At 71.0% G+C, this 21,417-nt stretch carries 22 protein-coding genes, 1 rRNA gene and 1 riboswitch; of the genes, 8 read left to right on the forward strand and 15 right to left on the reverse strand.

The window, feature by feature from the left end; all coding sequences use genetic code 11:
• Window positions 1–56: 56 nt before the first annotated feature.
• Window positions 57–671 (reverse strand): PadR family transcriptional regulator, encoded by a 615-nt coding sequence (locus ACGFMP_RS33860; RefSeq protein ID WP_393677437.1) that lies wholly within the window; start codon window positions 669–671, stop codon window positions 57–59.
• 247 nt (window positions 672–918) lie between these two features.
• Here ACGFMP_RS33860 and ACGFMP_RS33865 point away from each other — a divergent pair, with 247 nt between their 5' ends.
• The 5 genes from ACGFMP_RS33865 (at window position 919) to ACGFMP_RS33885 (ending at window position 3,444) form a co-directional block, all read left to right on the forward strand.
• The gene (locus tag ACGFMP_RS33865) at window positions 919–1,299 is read left to right on the forward strand and encodes a VOC family protein (protein ID WP_393677439.1); all 381 of its coding nucleotides are present in this window, start codon (window positions 919–921) and stop codon (window positions 1,297–1,299) included.
• 53 nt (window positions 1,300–1,352) lie between these two features.
• On the forward strand, window positions 1,353–1,778 hold the full coding sequence (locus ACGFMP_RS33870; protein WP_393677441.1) for a helix-turn-helix transcriptional regulator: 426 nt from the start codon (window positions 1,353–1,355) through the stop codon (window positions 1,776–1,778).
• A gap of 5 nt (window positions 1,779–1,783) precedes the next feature.
• A complete protein-coding gene (locus tag ACGFMP_RS33875; protein WP_393677443.1) occupies window positions 1,784–2,197 on the forward strand; it encodes a VOC family protein in 414 nt (137 codons plus the stop codon).
• A 97-nt stretch (window positions 2,198–2,294) separates the two neighbouring features.
• A complete protein-coding gene (locus tag ACGFMP_RS33880; protein ID WP_393677444.1) occupies window positions 2,295–2,486 on the forward strand; it encodes a DUF1059 domain-containing protein in 192 nt (63 codons plus the stop codon).
• Window positions 2,487–2,622: 136 nt separating this feature from the next.
• Window positions 2,623–3,444, forward strand: a complete 822-nt coding sequence (locus tag ACGFMP_RS33885) for a PhzF family phenazine biosynthesis protein (RefSeq protein WP_393677446.1) — start codon at window positions 2,623–2,625, stop codon at window positions 3,442–3,444.
• Between the two features lie 34 nt (window positions 3,445–3,478).
• Here the strand turns inward: ACGFMP_RS33885 and ACGFMP_RS33890 are convergent, their stop codons facing one another.
• Window positions 3,479–4,264 carry a CPBP family intramembrane glutamic endopeptidase gene (locus tag ACGFMP_RS33890; protein WP_393677447.1) on the reverse strand — a complete coding sequence of 262 codons (786 nt, stop codon included), beginning with the start codon at window positions 4,262–4,264 and terminating at the stop codon, window positions 3,479–3,481.
• Window positions 4,265–4,355: 91 nt separating this feature from the next.
• Window positions 4,356–5,843, reverse strand: coding sequence for a glutamate--cysteine ligase (locus ACGFMP_RS33895; RefSeq protein ID WP_393677448.1), 1,488 nt, complete (start codon window positions 5,841–5,843; stop codon window positions 4,356–4,358).
• Window positions 5,844–6,316: 473 nt separating this feature from the next.
• On the opposite strand from ACGFMP_RS33895, the gene ACGFMP_RS33900 reads away from it, so the two are divergent.
• Window positions 6,317–6,904: a hypothetical protein gene (locus ACGFMP_RS33900; protein WP_393677450.1), complete on the forward strand. Its 588-nt coding sequence runs from the start codon at window positions 6,317–6,319 to the stop codon at window positions 6,902–6,904.
• A 279-nt stretch (window positions 6,905–7,183) separates the two neighbouring features.
• Window positions 7,184–7,390 (forward strand): DUF5999 family protein, encoded by a 207-nt coding sequence (locus ACGFMP_RS33905; protein WP_205047043.1) that lies wholly within the window; start codon window positions 7,184–7,186, stop codon window positions 7,388–7,390.
• Window positions 7,391–7,495: 105 nt separating this feature from the next.
• Here ACGFMP_RS33905 and gcvP read toward each other — a convergent pair whose 3' ends face one another.
• Window positions 7,496–10,393, reverse strand: coding sequence for an aminomethyl-transferring glycine dehydrogenase (gcvP, locus tag ACGFMP_RS33910; RefSeq protein WP_393677452.1), 2,898 nt, complete (start codon window positions 10,391–10,393; stop codon window positions 7,496–7,498).
• 184 nt (window positions 10,394–10,577) lie between these two features.
• Window positions 10,578–10,687: riboswitch (glycine riboswitch) on the reverse strand.
• 122 nt (window positions 10,688–10,809) lie between these two features.
• On the opposite strand from gcvP, the gene ACGFMP_RS33915 reads away from it, so the two are divergent.
• Window positions 10,810–11,202, forward strand: a complete 393-nt coding sequence (locus ACGFMP_RS33915) for a PRC-barrel domain-containing protein (protein WP_393677454.1) — start codon at window positions 10,810–10,812, stop codon at window positions 11,200–11,202.
• A 5-nt stretch (window positions 11,203–11,207) separates the two neighbouring features.
• On the opposite strand, the gene ACGFMP_RS33920 is transcribed toward ACGFMP_RS33915, so the two are convergent.
• The 11 genes from ACGFMP_RS33920 to rrf form a co-directional block, all read right to left on the reverse strand.
• Window positions 11,208–12,572 carry a DNA polymerase IV gene (locus ACGFMP_RS33920; protein ID WP_393677456.1) on the reverse strand — a complete coding sequence of 455 codons (1,365 nt, stop codon included), beginning with the start codon at window positions 12,570–12,572 and terminating at the stop codon, window positions 11,208–11,210.
• A gap of 125 nt (window positions 12,573–12,697) precedes the next feature.
• Window positions 12,698–13,249, reverse strand: a complete 552-nt coding sequence (locus tag ACGFMP_RS33925; RefSeq protein WP_393677476.1) for a MerR family transcriptional regulator — start codon at window positions 13,247–13,249, stop codon at window positions 12,698–12,700.
• 298 nt (window positions 13,250–13,547) lie between these two features.
• On the reverse strand, window positions 13,548–14,021 hold the full coding sequence (locus tag ACGFMP_RS33930) for a bifunctional nuclease family protein (protein ID WP_031518684.1): 474 nt from the start codon (window positions 14,019–14,021) through the stop codon (window positions 13,548–13,550).
• 91 nt (window positions 14,022–14,112) lie between these two features.
• Window positions 14,113–14,859 (reverse strand): MerR family transcriptional regulator, encoded by a 747-nt coding sequence (locus ACGFMP_RS33935; RefSeq protein WP_393677459.1) that lies wholly within the window; start codon window positions 14,857–14,859, stop codon window positions 14,113–14,115.
• Between the two features lie 49 nt (window positions 14,860–14,908).
• Complete coding sequence (locus ACGFMP_RS33940; protein WP_393677478.1) at window positions 14,909–15,736, reverse strand: FHA domain-containing protein; 828 nt, start codon at window positions 15,734–15,736, stop codon at window positions 14,909–14,911.
• A gap of 64 nt (window positions 15,737–15,800) precedes the next feature.
• Complete coding sequence (locus tag ACGFMP_RS33945) at window positions 15,801–16,736, reverse strand: DUF881 domain-containing protein (protein ID WP_393677461.1); 936 nt, start codon at window positions 16,734–16,736, stop codon at window positions 15,801–15,803.
• 7 nt (window positions 16,737–16,743) lie between these two features.
• Window positions 16,744–17,076, reverse strand: coding sequence for a small basic family protein (locus tag ACGFMP_RS33950; RefSeq protein WP_033175851.1), 333 nt, complete (start codon window positions 17,074–17,076; stop codon window positions 16,744–16,746).
• Window positions 17,076–18,017: a DUF881 domain-containing protein gene (locus tag ACGFMP_RS33955; protein WP_393677463.1), complete on the reverse strand. Its 942-nt coding sequence runs from the start codon at window positions 18,015–18,017 to the stop codon at window positions 17,076–17,078. The genes ACGFMP_RS33950 and ACGFMP_RS33955 overlap by 1 nt, the downstream gene beginning before the upstream one ends.
• A 73-nt stretch (window positions 18,018–18,090) precedes the next feature.
• Window positions 18,091–20,586, reverse strand: a complete 2,496-nt coding sequence (locus ACGFMP_RS33960; protein WP_393677465.1) for a sugar phosphate nucleotidyltransferase — start codon at window positions 20,584–20,586, stop codon at window positions 18,091–18,093.
• A 23-nt stretch (window positions 20,587–20,609) separates the two neighbouring features.
• Window positions 20,610–21,218, reverse strand: coding sequence for a CDP-alcohol phosphatidyltransferase family protein (locus ACGFMP_RS33965; protein WP_393677467.1), 609 nt, complete (start codon window positions 21,216–21,218; stop codon window positions 20,610–20,612).
• Between the two features lie 111 nt (window positions 21,219–21,329).
• A 5S ribosomal RNA gene (gene rrf / locus ACGFMP_RS33970) occupies window positions 21,330–21,417 on the reverse strand; the annotation flags it as partial.

A 21,417-nucleotide genomic window follows, 5' to 3' on the forward strand; every position in this document is an offset into this window, starting at 1 on the left:
CCGGCGGCTCGCCGGCCTTGGCGTGCGGCTGCCGGGCCGCTGTTCCGTGGTGCGGTTCAGTCCCGCTCGACGTCCTCTTCCGCGAGGATCAGGTAGAGCTTCTTGCGGGACTCGTTCACCACTGCCAGCGCCTTCTCGCGCTGCTCGGGGGTGCCCGTGGCCCACACCTGGCGGAAGGCCTCGATGAGGCCGCCGCCGGCCTTCCTTATCTCGTTCATGGCATCCCAGTCGATGCCGCGTCCCGCGTCCTCCCAGGGGGCATCGGGGCCGGCCTCGGCCTCTTCCGTGCCGGTGGCCGTGAGCGTGAACAGCTTCTTGCCGCCCTCGCTCACGCTGGTGATCAGGCCCTCGTCCTCCAGCAGCTGGAGCGTCGGGTAGACCGAGCCGGGGCTCGGCTTCCACGCGCCGCCGCTGCGCTCGGCGATCTCCTGGATCATCTCGTAGCCGTGCATCGGCCGGTCCTTGAGCAGCGCCAGGATCGACGCCCGCACATCACCCCGCCTGGCCCGGCCGCGCGGTCCCCCGCGCCCCCTGCCGCCGGGTCCGAACGGTCCGCCGCCGAAGGGCGGGCCGAACGGTCCGAAGGCGGCCCTGAGCCCCTCGTGCTCGCCCCAGCCGCGCCGGCCGGGACCGCAGGGGCCGTTCTCGTGTCCGTGTCCGTGTCCATGCATTGCGGTTCTCCTATCGTGATCGTTCGCGATGCCTCAACGATATATCGGAAGCGTTCTGCTGGCAACACCCTGGTCCGACGGCCTGCGGGCCGCGGGCCGCAGGCGGGTTGACCGGGGTGGGGCCGGAAAATTCCTCCGCCCCAGCTCGCCGCGCCCGGTACTGTCGCGGGACCGTCCGCGCCGCGGGTGCCCACAAGAGCGATGCGGCCGCCCCGGCGGTTCCCCCGTGGAAAGCAGGTTTCCGTCAATGGCATGCCGTATCGGTGAAATCGTCCTCAAGTGCCACGACCCCGAGGCGCTGGCGCGTTTCTGGTGCGAGGTCCTGGACTTCGTGGTGCTCGATCGCGCGGAGGAGGGCTGCGTGGAGATCGGGCCCCGCGAAGGGTTCGGCGGCCCGCAGCCGACGCTCTTCCTCATCCGCGACGACGGGCAGAAGAAGGAGCCCGCCCGGCTGCACATCGACGTCAACCCCACCGATCGCGATCAGGACGCCGAACTCGAACGCCTGCTGGCCGCCGGGGCGAAACCGGTCGACATCGGTCAGCCGGCGGAGGCGTCCTGGCACGTACTCGCCGATCCCGAGGGCAACGAGTTCTGCCTGCTCAAGGGCCGCATCGACCCCGTGTGACCGCCCGGTCGCGGGGCCGGCCACAGCAGCGCCGCCTCCGGCATACTGGCGGCATGGACAGAGCGGATCTGGTGAGGCTGCGGCGGGCCCGCGACCGGATGGACCGGGACTACGCCCGCCCGCTCGACGTGTCGGCGCTCGCCCGCGAGGCGCTCATGTCGCCCGGCCATTTCTCCCGAAGTTTCCGGGCGGCCTTCGACGAGACGCCGTACTCGTACCTGATGACCCGGCGCATCGAGCGGGCGAAGGCACTGCTGCGACGCGGCGACATGACGGTCACGGACGTCTGCATGGCCGTGGGGTGTACCTCGCTCGGGTCGTTCAGCTCGCGTTTCACCGAGCTGGTCGGCGAGACACCGAGCGCCTACCGGGCGCGCAACCACTCCGAGCTGTCCGCGCTGCCGGCCTGCGTCGCCAAGATCGTGACCCGGCCGGTCAAGGACAAAGAAGGGCAGGGGACCGGCCCTGTCGTAGCGTGACCTGCATGGACATCAGACTTTCCCACACCTTCCTCCCGGTCGACGACCACGACAAGGCCGTCGGCTTCTACCGCGACGTCCTCGGCCTCGAAGTCCGCAGCGACGTCGGGTACGAGAAGATGCGCTGGGTCACCGTCGGCTCCCCCTCCCAGCCGGAGGTCGACATCGTGCTCGAGCCGCCGGCCGCGAACCCGGGCATGTCCCCCGCGGACCGCGACGCCGTGGCCGACCTGATGGCCAAGGGTGTGTACGCCCGCGTCGTGTTCTGGACGGACGACTGCGACGCGACCTTCGACCGCGTCCGGGCCGCCGGGGCGGACGTCGTCCAGGAGCCGACCGACCAGCCGTACGGCGTACGCGACTGCGCCTTCCGCGACCCGGCGGGCAACGAGGTCAGGTTCAACCAGGCCAGGCACTGACTCCCGGCACGCGGCCCCGGAGCCGAGCCGTCCGAGCCCGGCGGTCCCGACACCCACCGAACTAGACTCGGCAGGGAGCAGAAGGAGGAGATGCGCCATGCGCAAGGTCGCCGACTGCCGGGAATTCCCGAGCGAGACCGATTGCACCCTCACGATCTCCGGCGAGGAGGACGAGGTGGTGCGTGCCGCGAGCGAGCACGCCGTGTCCGTACACGGCCACACCGACAGCCCCGAGCTCCGCGAACAGGTCCGCTCCACGCTCAAGGACGAGATTCCCCAGCACGCCTGATCGCCTGCCGGAATCCGGCAGCCCACGCCCCCGCCGCGATCGCCGCGCGAGGGCGTCGGCACTGGCGTCGGCGGCCCCGCGACGCGGCGCGGTACCCGCACCGCCGGGGGCTGCGGGACAGCCTTAGGCTCTCGCCATGCGCATCCGTATCGTCGACGCCTTCACCGACCGCCCCTTCTCCGGAAATCCCGCAGGAGTGCTGCTGCTGGACTCCGGCGGGTTTCCCGACGACCGCTGGCTCCAGCAGGTCGCGGCCGAGGTCAACCTCTCGGAGACGGCGTTCGCACACCCGCTGACGGGTGACGCCGACGCCGGGTGGGCGCTGCGCTGGTTCACCCCCACCACGGAGGTGGGGCTGTGCGGCCACGCCACGCTTGCCACCGCCCACGTGCTGCGCACCACCGGCGCGGCACACGGCCCGGTCGCTTTCCGCACCAGGGCAGGGGTGCTGGCCGCGGAGGCGAACGGCGACGGCACCATCACCCTGGACTTCCCGGCCGCCCCGCTGACCCCCGTCACGCCTCCCGACGGGCTTGCCGACGCGCTGGGCGCCGCCCCGCTGACCGTGCTCGACACCGGCCCCGACTGCGGCGACCTGCTGCTCGAAGTGGCCGATGAGGCGACCGTACGCGCCCTCGCGCCCGACTTCGCCGCGCTGGCGCGGCTGTCGGAACGCGGCGTGATCGCCACCGCGTCGGCCGCGGACCCGGCGGCCGGCTACGACTTCGTCTCCCGCGGCTTCTTCCCCGCGGTGGGCATCGACGAGGACCCGGTCACCGGAAGCGCGCACACCGCGCTCGGGCCCTTCTGGTCCGAGCGGCTCGGCCGTACCGGGCTGACCGGGTTCCAGGCCTCGGCGCGCGGCGGCCTGGTCGGCGTCCGGCTGGACGGCGACCGGGTGCTGCTGACCGGATCCGCGGTGACGGTCCTCGACGGCGAGCTGCACGCAGTGCCGTGACGCGGCGGTTGACCGGGGCGGGAAGCAGCCCCGGTCACCCGGTGGGCAGCCAGCCGACCTTCCCCGCGAGCAGGGCGTAGCCGACGAAGGCGACCGTGTCGATCAGGGCGTGCGCGGCGACCAGCGGGCCGACCCTGCCCCAGCGGCGGTAGAGCAGCACGAAGACGACGCCCATCGCCATGTTGCCGACGAAGCCGCCGACGCCCTGGTAGAGGTGGTATGAACCGCGCAGCACGGCGCTGGCGGCGAGCGCGGCCATCGGCGTCCAGCCGAGCCGGTCCAGCCTGCGCAGCAGGTAGCCGACCACGATCACCTCTTCGAGCACCGCGTTCTGCACGGCGGAGGCGATCAGCACCGGGATCTTCCACCAGACGTTCGGCAGCGACTCGGGCACCACCGTCAGGTTGAAGCCGGCCGCCCGCACCCCCAGGTAGAAGGCCAGGCCCGTGCCGCCGATCACCGCGGCGACCGCGGCGCCCCTGGCGACGTCGAGCCGGGGGCGGGCGAGGTCGAAGCCGATCGCCCGCATCCCTGCGCCCTCGCGGCCGAGCAGGTGCGCGACCAGCGCGACCGGGGCCAGCGCGCTGGCGATGTAGAAGATCTGCCAGGCCAGATCGAGCCACGGCCGGTTCGGTGCGTAGGAGCCGACCAGGGTCGCCGCCTGGTTCTTGAGCGCGCCGGGCCTGGTCACCGATCCGACGAAGCTGATCAGTGCCGACACCCCGCTGGCGCCCAGCGAGAGCGCCAGCACGATCAGGGTCTCGCTGCGCAGCGTCCTGTCCGGCAGCCCCGCGTCCACCTCGTACGGCTTTGTGTGCATGCGGGGTCCTCCAACGGCGCGGGTGTCTCCGGACAAGATACGAAGATCGCGCCTGCCCGTCCGGAGCCACCCCCCGTCATGGCCGCCCGTTTCACATCGCGGGCCATTCGTGCACCGGCTCGCCGTCCCGCATGTTCTCGCGGTACTGCTGGGTCATGGCTGCCAGCGCGGCCCGCCGGTCGGGGGTGCGCTCCAGCAGCCGGTGGAAGGCCGCGGCCTGCCATTCCGCGCCGTTGGTCCGCAGGCGGCAGCGTGCCTCGATGATGCCGAGGTAGCGGTCGCGGTCGGCGGGCTCGATGCCCCAGGAGTCGAGCCCGGTCGCGGCGAGCGGCAGCAGCTCGTCCCTGATCAGGTCGGCGGCGGCGACCTCGACCAGGCTGCCGCGGCCGCGCGGCCAGTGCATGACGGCGCCGATGCCGTCCCGGCAGCCGGCGTCGAAGTTGGCGGCCGCGGCCCCGAAGGGGAGCCGGTGCCAGATCGGCCGCGGCGCTTCGGCCAGCGCCCTGACCAGGCCGTAGTAGAAGGCGGCGTTGGCCAGCACGTCGGCGACGGTGGGCCCGGCGGGCAGGACCCGGTTCTCGACCCGCAGGTGCGGCACACCGTCGACGACCGCGTAGACCGGGCGGTTCCAGCGGTAGATGGTGCCGTTGTGCAGGGTCAGCTCACGCAGCTGCGGCACTCCCCCGTCGTCGAGCACCCGCAGCGGGTCCTCGTCGTCGCAGATCGGCAGCAGCGCGGGGAAGTAGCGGACGTTCTCGGCGAAGAGGTCGAGGGGCGAGTCGATCCAGCGTTCGCCGAACCAGGTCAGCGGCCGCACACCCTGGACGCGCAGCTCCTGCGGGCGGGTGTCGGTGGCCTGCTGGAAGAGCACCGGGCGGGTCTCCCGCCACAGCTCGCGGCCGAAGAGGAAGGGCGAGTTGGCACCCGCGGCGACCTGCGGCCCTGAGACCAGCTGGGCGGCGTTCCAGACGGCGGCGAAACGGCCGGGGGTGACCTGGAGGTGCATCTGCGTGGAGGTGCAGGCGGCTTCGGGCGCGATGGACGTCGAGGCGTAGACCAGGTGGTCCACGCCCTGGATGTCCAGCGAGATGTCCTCGCCGCGCATCGCCAGGATGCGGTCGTTGAGCAGCATGTAGCGATCGGCGCGCGACAGGTTGGCGGAGACCAGGTCCTGCGCCTCCAGGGTCGGCAGAATTCCGACCATCACGATGTGCGCGCCGACCTCGCCCGCCATCCGGTCGGCGTATGACAGGCCGGTCCGCAGTTCCTCGGCGAGCCGGTCGAGTACGGGCCCGGAAAGCCGGTGCGGCGCTATGTTCACTTCAATGTTGAACTGGGCGAGCTCGGTCTGGAAATCGTGGCTCGCGATGCGCTCCAGCACTTCTTCGTTCATCATGCGCGGCAGTCCCGCGGAATCCGCGAGATTCAATTCGATCTCCAGGCCCATCAGATTGCGCGGCCGGTCGAAACGCTTCGCCGCCAGCAGTCGCTCGAGCCCCAGCAGGCACTGCTGGAGCTTGTGCCGGTAGCGCCCTCGATCAGCCGGGTCGAACCCGCTGGCGACGACCTTCTCCCCCATCGACGCCTCCCTTCCCGTTCTGCCGCCCCGTCGCCGTCCAACGGAGGATGCCCACCCAAATGATCGATAACGCCACACTGCTCCACCCGTGCACGCTAGGCTTGCTGTAGCAGTCATCCGCGCACGTTCCAGCGGCACATTCCACCGCCATGGGACCGGCGGAAGTACGGGTGAAATCACCGACGGGATCCGGCCGTCCGTGGCGGGCAGAAATATGCAGCGCCTTCCCCATACGCTGCGGGAATGCCATCGACACGTCCGCCGAAGAAGGCGAATTATCGCCTTGCGCGTAATACTGGCAGCGACTAGACGAAACACGGAGCGAACACAGGTCGTATAAACTCCGCGCACAAGGCAAAGCACCCGCCGTCGCCGGACGTGCCTGAGCAGGTCTCCCGCAGAGCATCGAATCGACGTGCCGTCCGCGCCCGCCCTCCCCCCGCACCACGTGTCTCCCAGTGAGAGGCGACATCATGCCGCTGCTTGTTCCCCCAGCACCCGCCCCAGCCCTGTTGAGCGTTCTTGCCGCGCTCAGTTCGCCCACCGCGGTCCTGGAAGCCAGGACACCGGCGCTGCGCACCGCGGAAGGGCCGCTGGCCGCCGAACACCCACTGCCTGTCCATGTGTTCGAGCCGGCGACCGTTCCCGGAGCACTGCCGCAGGCGCGGCTGACCGGCTGGCGGTTCCATATCAGGGCAGGTGCCCGGGTGGCCGCGGCGGGCGAGACCGTGGTGACCCCCGACGGGTGGGTCTTCTCGCGGTTCTCCGAAGGGCCGTTCCTGGTGTCCATCGAGCGGGCGCTGCTCCAGGCGGAGACCCTGCCGGCCACCTACCAACCGCATCTGCTGTCGGTACCGGGGCTCTACATGCTGGCGCTGTGGCTGCACTGCGACGCGCGGGCGGAGGCCGCCACTGCACAGCCCGACCCGGACGACCTGCTGGTGCCGCTGGCGCCCGCGCCACCGGGCATCGCCTCGCACCGGGTGCACCGGCTGACCGAACTGGCACCGGCGCTGAGCGTACGCCTGGCGCCGCCGCCGCTGATGGGCTCGCCGGCCTGACACGCAGGGGACAGGGCGGTGCCCCGCGGCCTTACCGGGCCGCGGGGCACCGCCCTGTTGCGTGAACACGCCGCCGGTCGTGAACGTACGGTGACGGCAACCGCCCGGGTGGGTGACGCGTCCTCCTCCTTGGAGGGCCGCCTGCGCGAAATCCCTGCGGATTGACGCCAGGACGGCAACACTGGGACCGGCCGCACGCACAATCGGGGGACGGAGATGCATCAAGCAGATTGCGCGACCAACCGCACCACTCACCTCACGCAGCGAAAGACTCCATCCATGTGCCAGCACAAGCCGCAGTGCCCGACCGCAGAAGGCCCCGACCGTGAGGCTGCTTTCACCGTGGCCCACCACCCGGAGCAGGGCTGGAGCCTGCTGTGCAACGGGGTGCTGCTCTTCGAGGACACCGGGGAGCTGCTGCCGGACGGGCAGATCATCGCACCGCACCGCCCACTGGGCACCGAGCACATCACCACCGCGGCCTGACGCCCGCACCGTCGCGCCGCAGCAGACAAAGCCGGTTCCCCCGCTGTCAAGGGAACCGGCTTCGCCATGTGCGCTCCCGGCCGGCCTGCCCGGGAGCCCCGCGCGTCAGTTGTCGTACGCGTCCAGCGGCGGGCAGGAGCAGACCAGGTTGCGGTCGCCGTAAGCGCCGTCTATCCGCCGCACCGGCGGCCAGTACTTGTCGGCCGCGGACACCCCCGGGGGGAAGACGGCCTCCTGGCGGCTGTACGGGTGGTCCCACTCGCCGCCCAGCGCCGCCGCGGTGTGCGGGGCGTTGCGCAGCGGGTTGTCGTCCGCGGGCCACTCGCCCGACCCGACCCGGTCGGCCTCGCCGCGGATGGCGATCATCGCGTCGCAGAAGCGGTCGAGCTCGGCAAGATCCTCGCTCTCGGTCGGCTCGATCATCAGGGTGCCGGCCACCGGGAAGGACATGGTCGGCGCGTGGAAGCCGTAGTCGATGAGCCGCTTGGCGATGTCGTCGACGCTGACACCGGTCTCCTTGGCCAGCGGGCGCAGGTCGATGATGCACTCGTGGGCGACCAGGCCGCCGGGGCCGGTGTAGAGCACCGGGTAGTGCGGCTCCAGGCGCCTGGCGACGTAGTTGGCGCTCAGCACCGCCTGCTGGGTGGCCTGCCTGAGGCCGTCCGCGCCCATCAGCCGGACGTAGGTCCAGGAGATCGGCAGGATGCCGGCCGAGCCCCAGGGGGCGGCGGAGATCGGGCCGACGCCGGTGGCGGGCCCCGCGGCCGGCTGGAGCGGGTGGTTGGGCAGGTAGGGCGCAAGGTGCGCGCGCACCGCGACCGGGCCGACGCCCGGGCCGCCGCCGCCGTGCGGGATGCAGAAGGTCTTGTGCAGGTTCAGGTGCGAGACGTCGGCGCCGAAGCGGCCGGGCCTGGCGAGGCCGACCAGCGCGTTGAGGTTGGCGCCGTCCACGTAGACCTGGCCGCCCGCGTCGTGGACGGCGGCGCAGATGTCGGTGATGTTGTCCTCGAAGACGCCGTGCGTCGACGGGTAGGTGACCATCAGCACCGCCAGCCGGTCGCGGTGCTGCTCGATCCTGGCGTGCAGGTCGGCGACGTCCACGTCACCGTCCTGGCCGGTCTTGACCACGACGACCTTCATGCCGGCCATCACCGCGCTCGCGGCGTTGGTGCCGTGCGCGGAGGACGGGATCAGGCACACCGTGCGGTCGGTGTCGCCGTTGGCCCGGTGGTAGGCGCGGACCGCCAGCAGGCCCGCCAGCTCGCCCTGCGACCCGGCGTTCGGCTGGAGGCTGACCTTGTCGTAGCCGGTGACCTCGGCGAGCTGGTCCTCCAGGCCGCGGATCAGCGTCAGGTAGCCCTCGGCCTGGTCCGCGGGCGCGAAGGGGTGCAGCGCGCCGAACTCGGGCCAGGTGACCGGCTCCATCTCGGTGGTCGCGTTGAGCTTCATGGTGCAGGAGCCGAGCGGGATCATGCCGCGGTCCAGCGCGTAGTCGCGGTCGGCGAGCCGGCGCAGGTAGCGGAGCATCGCGGTCTCGCTGCGGTGCCGGTGGAAGACCGGGTGGGTCAGATACGGCTCGGTGCGCACCAGTGCGGCGGGCAGCGCGTCGGGCGTCGCCGCGTCGAGCGCGTCGATGTCCGCGCCGGTGGCGCCGAAGGCGGCAAGGACGGCGGTCAGCCGGGCCCGGTCGGTGGTCTCGTCGCAGGCGATGCCGACCAGGTCGGCGTCGGTCTGCCGCAGGTTGACGCCGGCGGCGCGGGCCGCGGCGACCACCTCGGCGGCACGGCCGGGCACCCGGGCGGTGAGGGTGTCGAAGTAGCCCTGGTGCACGACCTCCACGCCGGCGGCCCGCAGTCCGGCGGCCAGTACGGCCGCGTAGCGGTGGGTGCGGGTGGCGATCTGCGCCAGGCCGTCGGGGCCGTGGTAGACCGCGTACATCCCGGCCATGACGGCGAGCAGCACCTGCGCGGTGCAGATGTTGCTTGTGGCCTTCTCCCGGCGGATGTGCTGCTCGCGGGTCTGGAGGGCCAGCCGGTAGGCGGTGTCGCCGTCGGCGTCGACCGAGACCCCGACCAGGCGGCCCGGCAGGTTGCGGGCGTAGGCCTCGCGCACCGCCATGTATCCCGCGTGCGGTCCACCGAAGCCCATGGGGACGCCGAAGCGCTGGGTGGTGCCGACCGCGATGTCCGCGCCGAGCGCGCCGGGCGAGGTGAGCAGGGTCAGCGCCAGCAGGTCGGCGGCGACCGTGACGACCGCGCCGAGGCCGTGCGCCTGCTCGATGACCGGCCGCAGGTCCCGTACCGCGCCGGAGGCGCCCGGGTACTGGAGCAGCACGCCGAAGACACCGCGCTCGGCGACCTCGGCGGGGATGCCGTCGCTCAGGTCGGCCACCACGACCTCGACCCCGGCCGGCTCGGCACGGGTGCCGATCACGGCGGTGGTCTGCGGGAAGGTGTCCGCGTCGATGAGGAAGACGCCGTCCTTGACCTTGCCGACCCGCCGGGACAGCGCCATCGCCTCGGCCGCCGCGGTGCCCTCGTCGAGCAGCGAGGCGCCGGAGGTGGGCAGCCCGGTGAGGTCGGCGACGACGGTCTGGAAGTTGATCAGTGCCTCGAGCCGGCCCTGCGAGATCTCCGGCTGGTAGGGCGTGTACGCCGTGTACCAGGCGGGATTCTCCATGACGTTGCGCAGGATCACCGGCGGGGTGAAGGTCCCGTAGTAGCCGAGGCCGATCATCGGGGCCAGCACCTCGTTGCGGTCGGCCAGCTCCCGGAGCTCGGCCAGCACCTCCGCCTCGGTACGGGCCGCGGGCAGCGCGAGGGCCGCCGCGCTCTTGATGGTGTCCGGCACCGCCGCCTCGGTGAGCTCGTCGAGCGAGCCGTAGCCCACCTGGGCGAGCATCTTGGCCCGGTCCTCGGCGTCCGGGCCGATGTGGCGGCGGGCGAAGGGCAGGCCGGCTTCGAGCTCGGTGAGCGGGGTGCGGCGGGCGGTCGGATCAGTCATCTGCGGAGGCCTCCTGGTCTGCGACGACCTTCGGGGGGTGCCCGGCGCGGGCACCCGTACGGCCTCCCCCTCTGTCATCAGTACCTGAGAGTTTCGCCGCCCCTGTGCGGGACGGCTTTCACCTTCGGTGAAGACCCGTCCCACGAACGGCGCTCCCGGGGCGGGTCCTGCTTTCCAGAGTGACCTCGCCCCTGCGGTACGGATGCCTGAGAGATTCCGGGGAGGATTTGCTCCTTCGGCGCCTTCGAGATGCCGCTGCGGCATGCTCTCGAAGGACTCTCCCGCACGGGGTCTGCAGCCGCTACCCAGCCTACCAGCGCCTCCCGGACGGCGGTCGGCCCGACATTCCGGTCGACATCAACCCCGATGTGGCTTTTGGTGGTAACCGACAGCAGTCGTCGTTGGTTGGAGGGACCGTGCAGACCGACATCGATCCGCGAAGCCTCATCGGCCGCCGCGCCGTCGACCGCGACGGCGCGAAGATCGGCACGGTGGACGAGGTCTACCTCGACGACGCCACCGGCACCCCGGAGTGGGCGGCCGTGCGGACCGGGCTTTTCACCCGTGACGCGTTCGTGCCGCTGGAGCCGAGCGAGCTGGTGGACGACTCCCTGAGGGTGCCGTACAAGAAGTCGCTGATCAGGGACGCCCCGGACTTCGGCGTCGGGCGGCACCTGTCGCCAGAGCAGGAGCTCCAGCTCTACCACCACTACGGCATGGACGTGCCGACCGGCGGCGGGGAGAGCGGGCAGCCGCGCGACTTCGGCGAGCTGGCCGGCGGCGACCAGCGGCCCCCCGACAACGGGTAGCGCGCTCAGCGGCCGGCCGGTGCCGGGCGGCCGCTGAGCGCGATCGGTTCCGTCCTGGACAGGGCCGGGTCGTCGACGGAGAACGTACGCACCCGGCCGGGGCCGGTGTCCGACGGCACCTCGAAACGGACCGTGACCCGGCCGACCCCGCTGCCCTGCACCCAGCCGGCGCCGTACTCGGTGTGCTCGACGTCCTGGCCGGGCAGCCAGCGTCCGCCCGGCTCCGCCGCGGGCGGCGGGGTGACGGGCAGCTCCGGCGGGACGTCCCGGTCGGGCGCCGCGCCGGGTTCGGCGTCGCGCTGGGCCTGGGCCGCCTGGGCGAACAGGTCCTCCTGGGTGAAGTCGGCCAGCCCTGACACGCCCACGCCGAGCAGCCGCACCCCGCCGGTGGTGTCGACGGCCTCGGCGAGCCTGCGGGCGGTCTCCTTCACCACGGCTGGGTCGTCGGTGGGCGCACGCAGCGTCTCGGAGCGCGTCAGGGTCGAGAAGTCGTACCGCCTGATCTTGACCACCACCGTCCGCCCGGAGCGGCCCGCACCGCGCAGCCGCTGGGCGCAGCGGTCGGCGAGCCGGTCGATCTCGTAGCGCACCCGGGCGCGGTCGGTGAGGTCGGTGTCGAAGGTGTCCTCGACCGAAACGGACTTCACGTCGCGGTCCGCGACCACCGGGCGGTTGTCGAGCCCGGCGGCCATGGCGTGCAGCGAGGCGCCGTGGGCCTTGCCCAGCAGCCTGACCAGCTCGGGTTCGCCCGCCTGCGCGATCTCGGCGACGGTGAGGATCCCGGCCCGCCGCAGGTGCTCAGCGGTGGCAGGACCCACGCCCCACAGGGTGCGGACCGGCAGCGGATCGAGCAGGGCGCGCTCGGTCCCGGGTTCGACCACCACCAGGCCGTCCGGCTTGGCCTGCTCGGAGGCGATCTTGGCCAGCAGCTTGGAGCCGGCCAGGCCGACCGACGCGGTGAGCCCGGTGGCGGCCAGGATGTCGGCGCGCAGCCCCTCGGCGACCGCCCGCGGGTCGGCCGCAAGGTCGCCCGCCTCCAGGTCGACGAAGGCCTCGTCCAGGCTCAGCGGCTCTATCAGCGGCGACACCTCGGCGAGCAGCGCCATCACGGTCTCGCTGATCTGCCGGTAGATGCCGAAACGGGGCACGAGGTAGGCGGCATTGGGGCACAGCCGCCTGGCGTGCGCCATCGCCATCGCGGAATGGATGCCGTGCACGCGCGCCTCGTAGGACGCGGTCGCCACGACGCCGCGGGGTCCGAGCCCGCCGACCACCACCGGCTTGCCCCGCAGGCTCGGCTTGGAGGCCTGCTCGACCGCGGCGAAGAACGCGTCCATGTCCAGATGGAGGATCGTCGGCGCACTTCTCACACCATCGATCGTCCCGCACGGCACCGACAATCGCCGTACACGCGTACGGTACGGCGATCCGCCGGCGCCTCGGCGACGCCCGGCGGCACGGTCGCCGGCGCACCATCCGGCGCCCGCCGAGCCGCTCAGACCGCCCTGTTGCGCCGCCTGGCCAGCTCGTCCGCAGGATTGTGGCCCACCAGGGTCTCGCCGGTGTCGACCCGCTCGCCGTGCAGCTCTGACAGCGAGCTCTCCACGTCCCGCCAGACCACGCCCACCGCGATGCCGAAGACCCCCTGGCCGCCTTGGAGCAGGTCGACGACCTCGGCGGGCGAGGTGCACTCGTAGACCGTGGCGCCGTCGCTCATCAGGGTCATCCTGGCCAGCTCCACGGGACCCACCGAGCGCAGGTGCCGGACCGCCGTCCGGATGTTCTGCAGCGACACCCCGGTGTCGAGCAGCCTTTTGACGATCTTGAGCACGACGACGTCGCGGAAGCTGTAGAGCCGCTGGGTGCCCGAGCCGTAGGCGGGGCGCACGCTCGGCTCGACCAGGCCCGTGCGCGCCCAGTAGTCGAGCTGCCGGTAGGTGATGCCGGTGGCCGCGCACGCCGTGGGGCCGCGATAGCCGATCTGCTCCGGCTCCGGGTCGGCTGCGGGAGCCGTACCCGCCGTCCCGGGCTCGGCGGCACGGGCCAGCGCCCCCCGGGGCGGATGAGGGCCGCCGATCGCCGAACCGTCGCCGGTGCTTCTCACGCCGCCCTCCGTCCCTCACGTCCCGAACACCGCGCGCACGTGCCACGGGACTTTCCACACCGACGGTAGGCAGTCGCCAGGGGTGCGTCAACGATCGCCACACTCGGCACGCCGAGTGAAAGTCACCCCACGAGTGGTTTGATGTGACCGGCTCCGGGAAGGCCTCCCCGAATGGCCTCACCGTGGCAACCTTGCCCTGCCGATCGGCCGGGGCCTCCGGTCTTACCGGCCTTCCGCCGGGTCACTGGTTGCTGGTGCCGAAATCCTCGGGCGAGATCTGATCGAGGAACTCGCGGAACTTCTCCACTTCGTCCTCCTGCTCGTCCGGGATCGCGATCCCCGCGTCGTCCAGCACCCCGTCACTGCCGTAGATCGGCGTCCCGGTGCGCAGCGCGAGCGCTATGGCGTCCGACGGGCGGGCGCTGACCTCGACGCCGCTGGCGAAGACCAGCTCGGCGTAGAAGACACCTTCCCGCAGGTCGGTGATGCGGACCTCGGTGAGCGTCTGCCCCACGGCCTCGAGTACATCCTTGAAAAGGTCGTGCGTCAGTGGTCGCGCCGGCGTCATTCCCTGCTGCGCGAAGGCGATGGCGGTGGCCTCGCCCGGCCCGATCCAGATGGGCAGGTACCGGTCGCCTCCCACTTCACGCAGGAGCACGATCGGTTGATTGGAGGGCATTTCCACCCGGACACCCACAACATCGAGCTCGTTCACACGTCAACCCTAGGACGTGCCCGCCGGGTTTGGGTAGTCGGGCACCCCGTGCGCCGCCTGCGGGAGTGCTTCGAACAGCGGGGATTTCCCGTCAGCGCAGGCGCAATCGCAGTGCGGAGCGCAACATGGCGGCATGGAGCCGTACCGACAGTTCCGCCAGCTCCTCCGCGGTGGCCTCGGCGTGTCGGCGGGTCTGCGGGTTGCGGTGCCTGCGCAGCGGCGCGACCAGCTGCTCCACCAGGCCTGCCTCCCGGTCGGCCGCGGCCTTCACGGCCCGCAGATGCCGCGGTTCCAGACCGTAGCGGCCCAGATCGGCGATGAGGCGCCCGATCACGACCGTCTCGGCGTCGTAGCCGCCCTCGCCGACGGCCTCGACCAGCCCGTAGGACTCCCACTCGTCCAGTTCGGCCGCAGCCGCCCCGGTGGCGGCCAGCAGCTCCTCGCGACCGACCCGCAGCTCCCGGGGGGCCCGCAGGGCGTCCTCGGGGCCTTCCTGGGCCTCCTGGTCCGCCTCCCCGGCGGCGCGGCCGGGCAGCATCGGCGGCTCGCCGCGGTCCATGCCCTCCAGCTGCTCCTTGATCACCCGCAGCGGCAGGTAGTGGTCCCGCTGCACCCGGAGCACGTACGCCAGGCGCCGTACGTCGTCCTCGGCGAACTTGCGGTAGCCCGACGGGGTGCGCTGCGGCTCGACCAGGCCCTCCGCCTCCAGGAAGCGGATCTTGGAGATGGTGACCTCGGGAAACTCGTCCCGCAGCTGCCCCAGCACCGCGCCGATGCTCAGCAGTGCGCCGTCCGGGGTGGCGGTGCCGTCTCCGGCACCGCCCGACGTTCGCGGCATGAACACCTCTCTGGAGGGCGCGGGTCCCCCCGGACCGGGTCCGGCGGGGTCACATCCCCCGCTGGCTCGCGTAGAAGACCAGCCGGTATTTGCCGATCTGCACCTCGTCACCGTTGGACAGCGTCACCGCGTCGATCCGCTCCCGGTTGACGTAGGTGCCGTTCAGGCTGCCCACGTCGGAGACGGTGAAATACCCGTCGGGGCCGCGGCGGAACTCCACGTGCCGGCGGGAGACGGTGACGTCGTCCAGGAAGATGTCGCTCTGCGGGTGGCGTCCCGCCGTGGTCAGATCCCCGTCCAGCAGGAACCGGCTGCCCGAGTTCGGGCCGCGGCGCACCACCAGCAGCGCGGAGCCGGGCGGCAGCGCGTCGACGGCGGCCTGCGCCTCGGGCGAGAGCGACGGCGTGACGACCTGGCCGGTGGCCTCCGCCTCATACGCCTCGATGCCCGAGATCGAGATCGTGGACGTGGTCTCGGAAGGACGCTCGAAGGCGCCGCCGCCCGGACGCAGCGGGGCGCCGCAGTTGGAGCAGAAGCGGCTGGCCGCCGCATTCGTGAAACCGCACCTGCCGCAGACCGGCAAACCGAACCCTCCACCCGTGGTCGAGGTTGATGGTTCCCCGGAACCTATGCGAGCGGCGGATGCGGGGTCAACAGGCGCCACGCCGGGCGTACCGGAATACTCGCCGCCCCTGCCCTGCCCGTCGTTCCTGAACAGCGGGCGGTCGGCGGACTGCTCGTCCTCCTGCACGCTTCGCGGAGCACGGTGCCGTGCGGTCGCCGGGTCACCCGACTGCCGCGCACTCTTGCCGAACAACTTCCCAAACAACTTCACGGGCGATTCCCCTTGAACGACGCAGACCCGCCCGTAAGGCAGGACGAACCCTCACTACACACAGTTTCCACCACACAACAGTCCACCGACGCCCCGACCCCCCGCCTCACCGGGATGACGACCGAGCGTAGTCAGGCTGCTTCAACGGCCGCAAGGCATCCACGACGATCTTCTGCGACCTCACCACATCAGCCGTGGCCTGCTCCTTCTCCAGCGTCTGCACCACCCCACCCGGAATGTTCAGCGCCGGTTCCAGATCCTGCGGATTGCCGATGACCTTGAACACGTACGGCTGGGACACCGCGTGGCCGTCGATGAGCACCCCGCCCGTCCCGTCGGTGAAGTACGTGTCGGCGACCACCCGCACCGCGTTGATCTGGATCGCCTCGGCACCCGCCGCCCGCAGCTCCTGAAGGGTGTCGAGCAGCGAGTCCGCCTCGACACCGCCGTGCGGGTCGGTGATCGTCAGCGTGATGCCCGGCCCCTCGGCAGCGACGGTGCCCGCCAGGATACCGAGTTGCTGCTCCTTCTGCCGGGTCTGCTTCAACGCCTCCGCGGCCTGGTCGGAGCTGGACTGGAGCTCGGTCCGCTGGGTCTCGAGGCCGCGCTTCTCGTCCTCCAGGCGCTGGGTCCTGTTGTCCACCTCGGTGAGGATGCGGACCAGGTCCTCCTGGCGGGCGCCGCGCAGGGTGCCGCCGTTGTCGCTTGTGGTGTTGACCTGGATGGCCAGGCCGAGGCCCAGCACGAAAAGCAGCACCGCCACCGTCAGCTGGGCACGGGAGGCACGCGGCGGCCACAGCCCCGCGACCAGCCGCTGCCGCCCGCTGGGCTGCGGTGCGGCGGACCCGTCCGGCTCGGCGGCCTCCGCAGGCTCTCCTGATGACGGCTCCGCGGTGGACGGCTTCGCGGAGTGCCCGTCCGCCCGGTGGCGGTGGTGGCTCCCCGGGGCGTGACCGCTCCCGGGATCGTGACCGCCGTCCGAGCCGTGGCTGCGCTCGGAGTCTTGGCTGCGCTCGGGATCGTGGTTGTTCTCGTCGCTCATACCGCGGTCACGCCCGGAAGACGTGGCGGCGGATGGCCGCGGCGTTGGAGAAGATCCGGATCCCGAGCACGACCACCACGCCGGTCGACAGCTGCGCGCCCACCCCGAGTTTGTCGCCGAGGAAGACGATCAGCGCGGCCACGACCACGTTCGAGAGGAAGGAGACCACGAAGACCTTGTCGTCGAAGATCCCGTCGAGCATCGCGCGCAGCCCGCCGAAGACGGCGTCGAGCGCGGCGACCACGGCGATCGGGAGATAGGGCTCGACCCCGGTCGGCACCACGGGGCGCACCACGAGTCCGACCACGACTCCCACGACGAGGCCCAGTACGGCGATCACTACGAACCCTTCCCTGTTGCGGCGCTGTCCGCCTGCCCGCTGCTGCCCGCGACCGGCCGGGCGTACCGCACGATCAGGCTGGGCGCGGCCGGCAGGCGGACATCCTTCTCCACGGTGACGCTCGCGCGGATCCCGTAGTTCTCCTCCAGCACGTGCAGATACTGTCCGTCCGCACTGTCCTGGAAGGCCGTGCTCAGCTTTTCCCCGTCACCGACCGCCAGCACCGTGTACGGCGGTACCAGCGGTCTGTTGTCGACCAGTATGGCGTCCCCCGCGGCGCGGATCGCCGAGAGTGCCGTCAGCCGCTGCCCGTTGACGCTGATCGCCTCCGCGCCGGACGCCCACAGGCCGTTCACCACGCGCTGCATGTCGCGGTCGCGGACCCTCCCGGTGTCGGAGAAGCCGTTGCTCTCCCGCGGGCCGCCGGTGCCGCCCTGGGAGGCCTCCTTGGCGTCGTCCACGACCAGCTTCACCCCGGGGCCGTGCACCGGGGTCGCACCCGCCGCCAGTTCGAGCAGCGCGACGTTGTCGCCGCCGTGGTTGCGAAGCGCGGCCCGCTGCTCGGCGGACACGGTGTCCCGCAGGCTGTCGACGCTCTTCTGCAGGGCGTCCGCGCTCCTGGTCTCCGACTGGACCCGGTCGATGAGCTTCTGCCGCTCCTTGGCCTCCGTGGGCGCCGCACGGTGCGCCTGGGCGGCTCCCACGGTGACCACGACCGCCGCCAGCACGAGGCCGCCGGCCAGCCCGAGTCGGCCGCTCAGCGACGTCGGAAGCCGCGAGGTGCCGACCTGGCCACGGCGGGCGGCCGCCTCGGCGTATCCGTCGTCGAGGCTGTGCTCCATGACGTTCGTGAGCAGGGACATCGAGGCGTCCGGCCGCCGCTTGGCGGCCCCTGGTGCGGGGCTGCTCCGATCGGGTTGCGGCTGCGGCATGCCGCACATCGTCGCACGTCGGGACGACCACCCACGAACGGCCCCCGAACGGCGAACCGTTCGGGGGCCGATCACCGCGGTGTCACTCCCCGGCGCCCTCCACAACTTGCGCCCACTCGTCGAGCAGGGCCTGCGCGGAGCTGTCGTCGGGGCCTTCCGCCCACAGGTGCGTGACCGCTTCCGCCGGATCGGGCAGGACCATGATCCAGCGCCCGTCGGATTCCACGACCCGCACACCGTCGGTGGTGTCCACCGACCGGTCCCCCGCCTCCTCGACCACCCGGCGCATCACCGAGCCCTTGACCGCCCAGGGGGTCGGCACATCCCGCTTGAGGACGTGGGCCTGCGGGATGCGGGCGTCGATCTGGCTGAGGGTGAGCTGGGTCCGCGCCACGAGACCGATCAGCCGCACGAAGGCGGCGGAGCCGTCGAAGACGGCGCTGAACTCCGGCACGATGAAACCGCCGCGGGCGTCACCGCCGAAGATGGTGCCCTCCTCCCGGCCGACCCTGGTCAGGTCGTCGGGCGAGGTCATCGTCCACGTGACCTGGGTACCGTGGTAGGCGGCCACCTGCTCGGCGATCCTGGTCGTGGTGACCGGCAGTGCCACCCGCCCGCTGCGCCGCTCGGCGGCCACCAGGTCGAGCAGCACCAGCAGCGCCCGGTGGTCCTCCACGATCCGCCCGCGCTCGTCCACCAGCGAAAGGCGCTCGCCCACCGGGTCGAAGCGCACGCCGAAGGCGGCCCGCGCCGACGACACGATCTCGCCGAGCCGTACGAGCCCGGCCCTGCGGGTCTCCTCGGTCTCGGTGGGGCGCGCCTCGTCCAGGCCGGGATTGACCATCAGCGAGTCCACGCCGAGCCGGCCGAGGAGCGAGGGCAGCACGAGTCCCGCGCTGCCGTTGGCGGCGTCCACCACGACCTTGAGACCCGACTCGGCGATACCCGAGGTGTCCACCGCGCGCAGCAGCGCACCGGTGTAGGAGTCGAAGACAGTCGAAGGGAAGCGCAGGTCGCCGATCTCGCCGGGGAAGGCCCTGCGGTACTCCTGCCGGGCGAAGACCCGGTCGAGCTTGCGCTGGCCCGCCGCCGACAGGTCGGCGCCGCGCTCGTCGAAGAACATGATGTCGAGCGAGTCCGGCCGGCCGGGCGAGGTACGGATCATGATGCCGCCCGCACTGCCGCGCGCGGTCTGCTGGCGTGCCACCGGCATCGGCACGTTCTCCAGGTCCCGCACCTCGATCGCGCTGGTCTGCAACGCCGAGATCACCGCCCGCTTGAGGGCACGCGCACCTCGGGAGTGGTCACGCGCGGTGGTGACGGTGGCGCCCTTCTTGAGGGTCGTCGCGTACGCCCCTGCCAGCCGTACGGCCAGCTCCGGGGTGATCTCCACGTTCAGGATGCCGGAGACACCGCGGGCGCCGAACAGGTGCGCCTGGCCGCGCGACTCCCAGATGACCGAGGTGTTGACGAAGGCGCCGGCCTCGACGGTCTTGAACGGATACACCCGTACGGTGCCCGCGATGATCGACTCCTCGCCGATCAGGCACTCGTCGCCGATCACGGCCCCGTCGTCGATCCGGGCGGCCCGCATCACGTCGGTGTTCTTGCCGATCACACAGCCGCGCAGATTCGTCTGCTGCCCGATGTAGACATTGTCGTGGATCACGGCCTTGTGCAGGAAGGCGCCCGTCTTCACCACGACGTTGGAGCCGATGACGCTGTGCTCGCGGATCTCGGCGCCCGCCTCGACCTTGGCGTAGTCACCGATGAACAGCGGTCCTCGCAAAGTGGCGTCCGGATGCACCTCGGCGCCTTCCGCCACCCACACGCCGGGCGAGATCTCGAAGCCGTCGATATCGACGTCGACCTTGCCTTCGAGTACGTCGGCCTGCGCCTTCACATAACTCTCGTGGGTGCCCACGTCCTCCCAGTAGCCCTCGGCGATGAAGCCGTAGATGGGCTTGCCTTCCTTCATCAACTGCGGGAAGACGTCACCCGACCAGTCGACCGGTACGTCGGCCTCGACGTAGTTGAAGACCTCGGGCTCCATGACGTAGATACCGGTGTTCACGGTGTCCGAGAACACCTGGCCCCAGGTCGGCTTCTCCAGGAACCGCTCGACCCTGCCCTCGTCGTCCACAATCGTGATGCCGAACTCCAGCGGATTGGGCACGCGGGTCAGACAGACGGTGACAAGACCGCCCTTCTGCTTGTGGAACTCGATCAGCTCGGTGAGGTCGAAATCCGTGAGCGCATCCCCCGAGATCACCAGGAACGAATCGTCCTTAAGGGCGTCCTCGGCGTTCTTGACGCTGCCCGCGGTACCGAGCGGCTTCTCCTCGTTCGCGTAGGTCAGCTCCATTCCGAATTCCTCGCCGTCCCCGAAATAATTCTTCACGAGGGATGCGAGGAACTGGACTGTGACGACCGTCTCAGTGAGTCCGTGCCTCTTGAGCAGCGTCAGAACGTGCTGCATGATCGGCCGATTCACCACTGGGAGCAGAGGTTTGGGCATGCTTGAGGTCATTGGGCGAAGGCGGGTACCTTCGCCGCCGGCCATAACAACCGCTTTCATGTCGGAAACATCCTCCTCGTGACTCAGTCAGCCGTGGTGTCCGCCCTCACAAGCCGGCGGACCTGTACCACGTAGAGGATCCCTGCCCACCAGTACAGGGTTGTACCCCAACCTGTGAACGCCCAGCCGAAAACAGCCGCCAGTGTCGCAAGCCAACCGCTGCCGTCGCTGAGCAGCAGCAGCGGAAAGGCGTACATGAGGTTGAAGGTAGCCGCTTTCCCGATGAAGTTCACCTGGGGTGGGCCGTATCGGTGTCTCCTGAGAATCAGCAGCATCACGGCCATCATCGCCTCACGGGCGAGGAGCAGGATGGTGATCCACAGCGGCAGGATCCCCCGCCAGGTCAGCCCGACCAGCGTGGAGAGCACATACAGCCGGTCCGCGGCGGGGTCCAGCAGCCGGCCGAGGTTGCTGATCTGATTCCAGCGCCTGGCCAGCTTGCCGTCCAGGTAGTCGCTCACGCCGCTGAACGCCAGCACCAGCAGGGCCCACCCGTCGGCCTTCGGGCCGCCGAACTCGGGCCACAGAATCAGCCACAGGAACACCGGCACACCTACGAGGCGGGCCATACTCAGGATGTTCGGGATCGTGAAGATCCGATCCGTTTGCACCCGTGTCTCCTGGACCTCCACCGGGTCCCCTCCTGCTGTATCCACATACGAACGCCTGCGGGCCGACTCTACCCCAGGCACAAAAAGGGCCTGGCCCCGGATCAAGGATCCGAGGCCAGGCCTCTAATAATTGTTCGGCGGTGTCCTACTCTCCCACAGGGTCCCCCCTGCAGTACCATCGGCGCTGAAAGGCTTAGCTTCCGGGTTCGGAATGTAACCG

It is taken from the genome of Streptomyces sp. NPDC049040 (assembly GCF_043197715.1).
Taxonomy (GTDB): domain Bacteria; phylum Actinomycetota; class Actinomycetes; order Streptomycetales; family Streptomycetaceae; genus Actinacidiphila.

Coding starts and splice junctions, on each gene's coding strand:
- ACGFMP_RS33860 (WP_393677437.1), bottom strand. CDS start 671: ATGCATGGACACGGACACGGACACGAGAACGGCCCCTGCGGTCCCGGC.
- ACGFMP_RS33865 (WP_393677439.1), top strand. CDS start 919: ATGGCATGCCGTATCGGTGAAATCGTCCTCAAGTGCCACGACCCCGAG.
- ACGFMP_RS33870 (WP_393677441.1), top strand. CDS start 1,353: ATGGACAGAGCGGATCTGGTGAGGCTGCGGCGGGCCCGCGACCGGATG.
- ACGFMP_RS33875 (WP_393677443.1), top strand. CDS start 1,784: ATGGACATCAGACTTTCCCACACCTTCCTCCCGGTCGACGACCACGAC.
- ACGFMP_RS33880 (WP_393677444.1), top strand. CDS start 2,295: ATGCGCAAGGTCGCCGACTGCCGGGAATTCCCGAGCGAGACCGATTGC.
- ACGFMP_RS33885 (WP_393677446.1), top strand. CDS start 2,623: ATGCGCATCCGTATCGTCGACGCCTTCACCGACCGCCCCTTCTCCGGA.
- ACGFMP_RS33890 (WP_393677447.1), bottom strand. CDS start 4,264: ATGCACACAAAGCCGTACGAGGTGGACGCGGGGCTGCCGGACAGGACG.
- ACGFMP_RS33895 (WP_393677448.1), bottom strand. CDS start 5,843: ATGGGGGAGAAGGTCGTCGCCAGCGGGTTCGACCCGGCTGATCGAGGG.
- ACGFMP_RS33900 (WP_393677450.1), top strand. CDS start 6,317: ATGCCGCTGCTTGTTCCCCCAGCACCCGCCCCAGCCCTGTTGAGCGTT.
- ACGFMP_RS33905 (WP_205047043.1), top strand. CDS start 7,184: ATGTGCCAGCACAAGCCGCAGTGCCCGACCGCAGAAGGCCCCGACCGT.
- gcvP (WP_393677452.1), bottom strand. CDS start 10,393: ATGACTGATCCGACCGCCCGCCGCACCCCGCTCACCGAGCTCGAAGCC.
- ACGFMP_RS33935 (WP_393677459.1), bottom strand. CDS start 14,859: ATGCCGCGAACGTCGGGCGGTGCCGGAGACGGCACCGCCACCCCGGAC.
- ACGFMP_RS33945 (WP_393677461.1), bottom strand. CDS start 16,736: ATGAGCGACGAGAACAACCACGATCCCGAGCGCAGCCAAGACTCCGAG.
- ACGFMP_RS33955 (WP_393677463.1), bottom strand. CDS start 18,017: ATGTGCGGCATGCCGCAGCCGCAACCCGATCGGAGCAGCCCCGCACCA.
- ACGFMP_RS33960 (WP_393677465.1), bottom strand. CDS start 20,586: ATGAAAGCGGTTGTTATGGCCGGCGGCGAAGGTACCCGCCTTCGCCCA.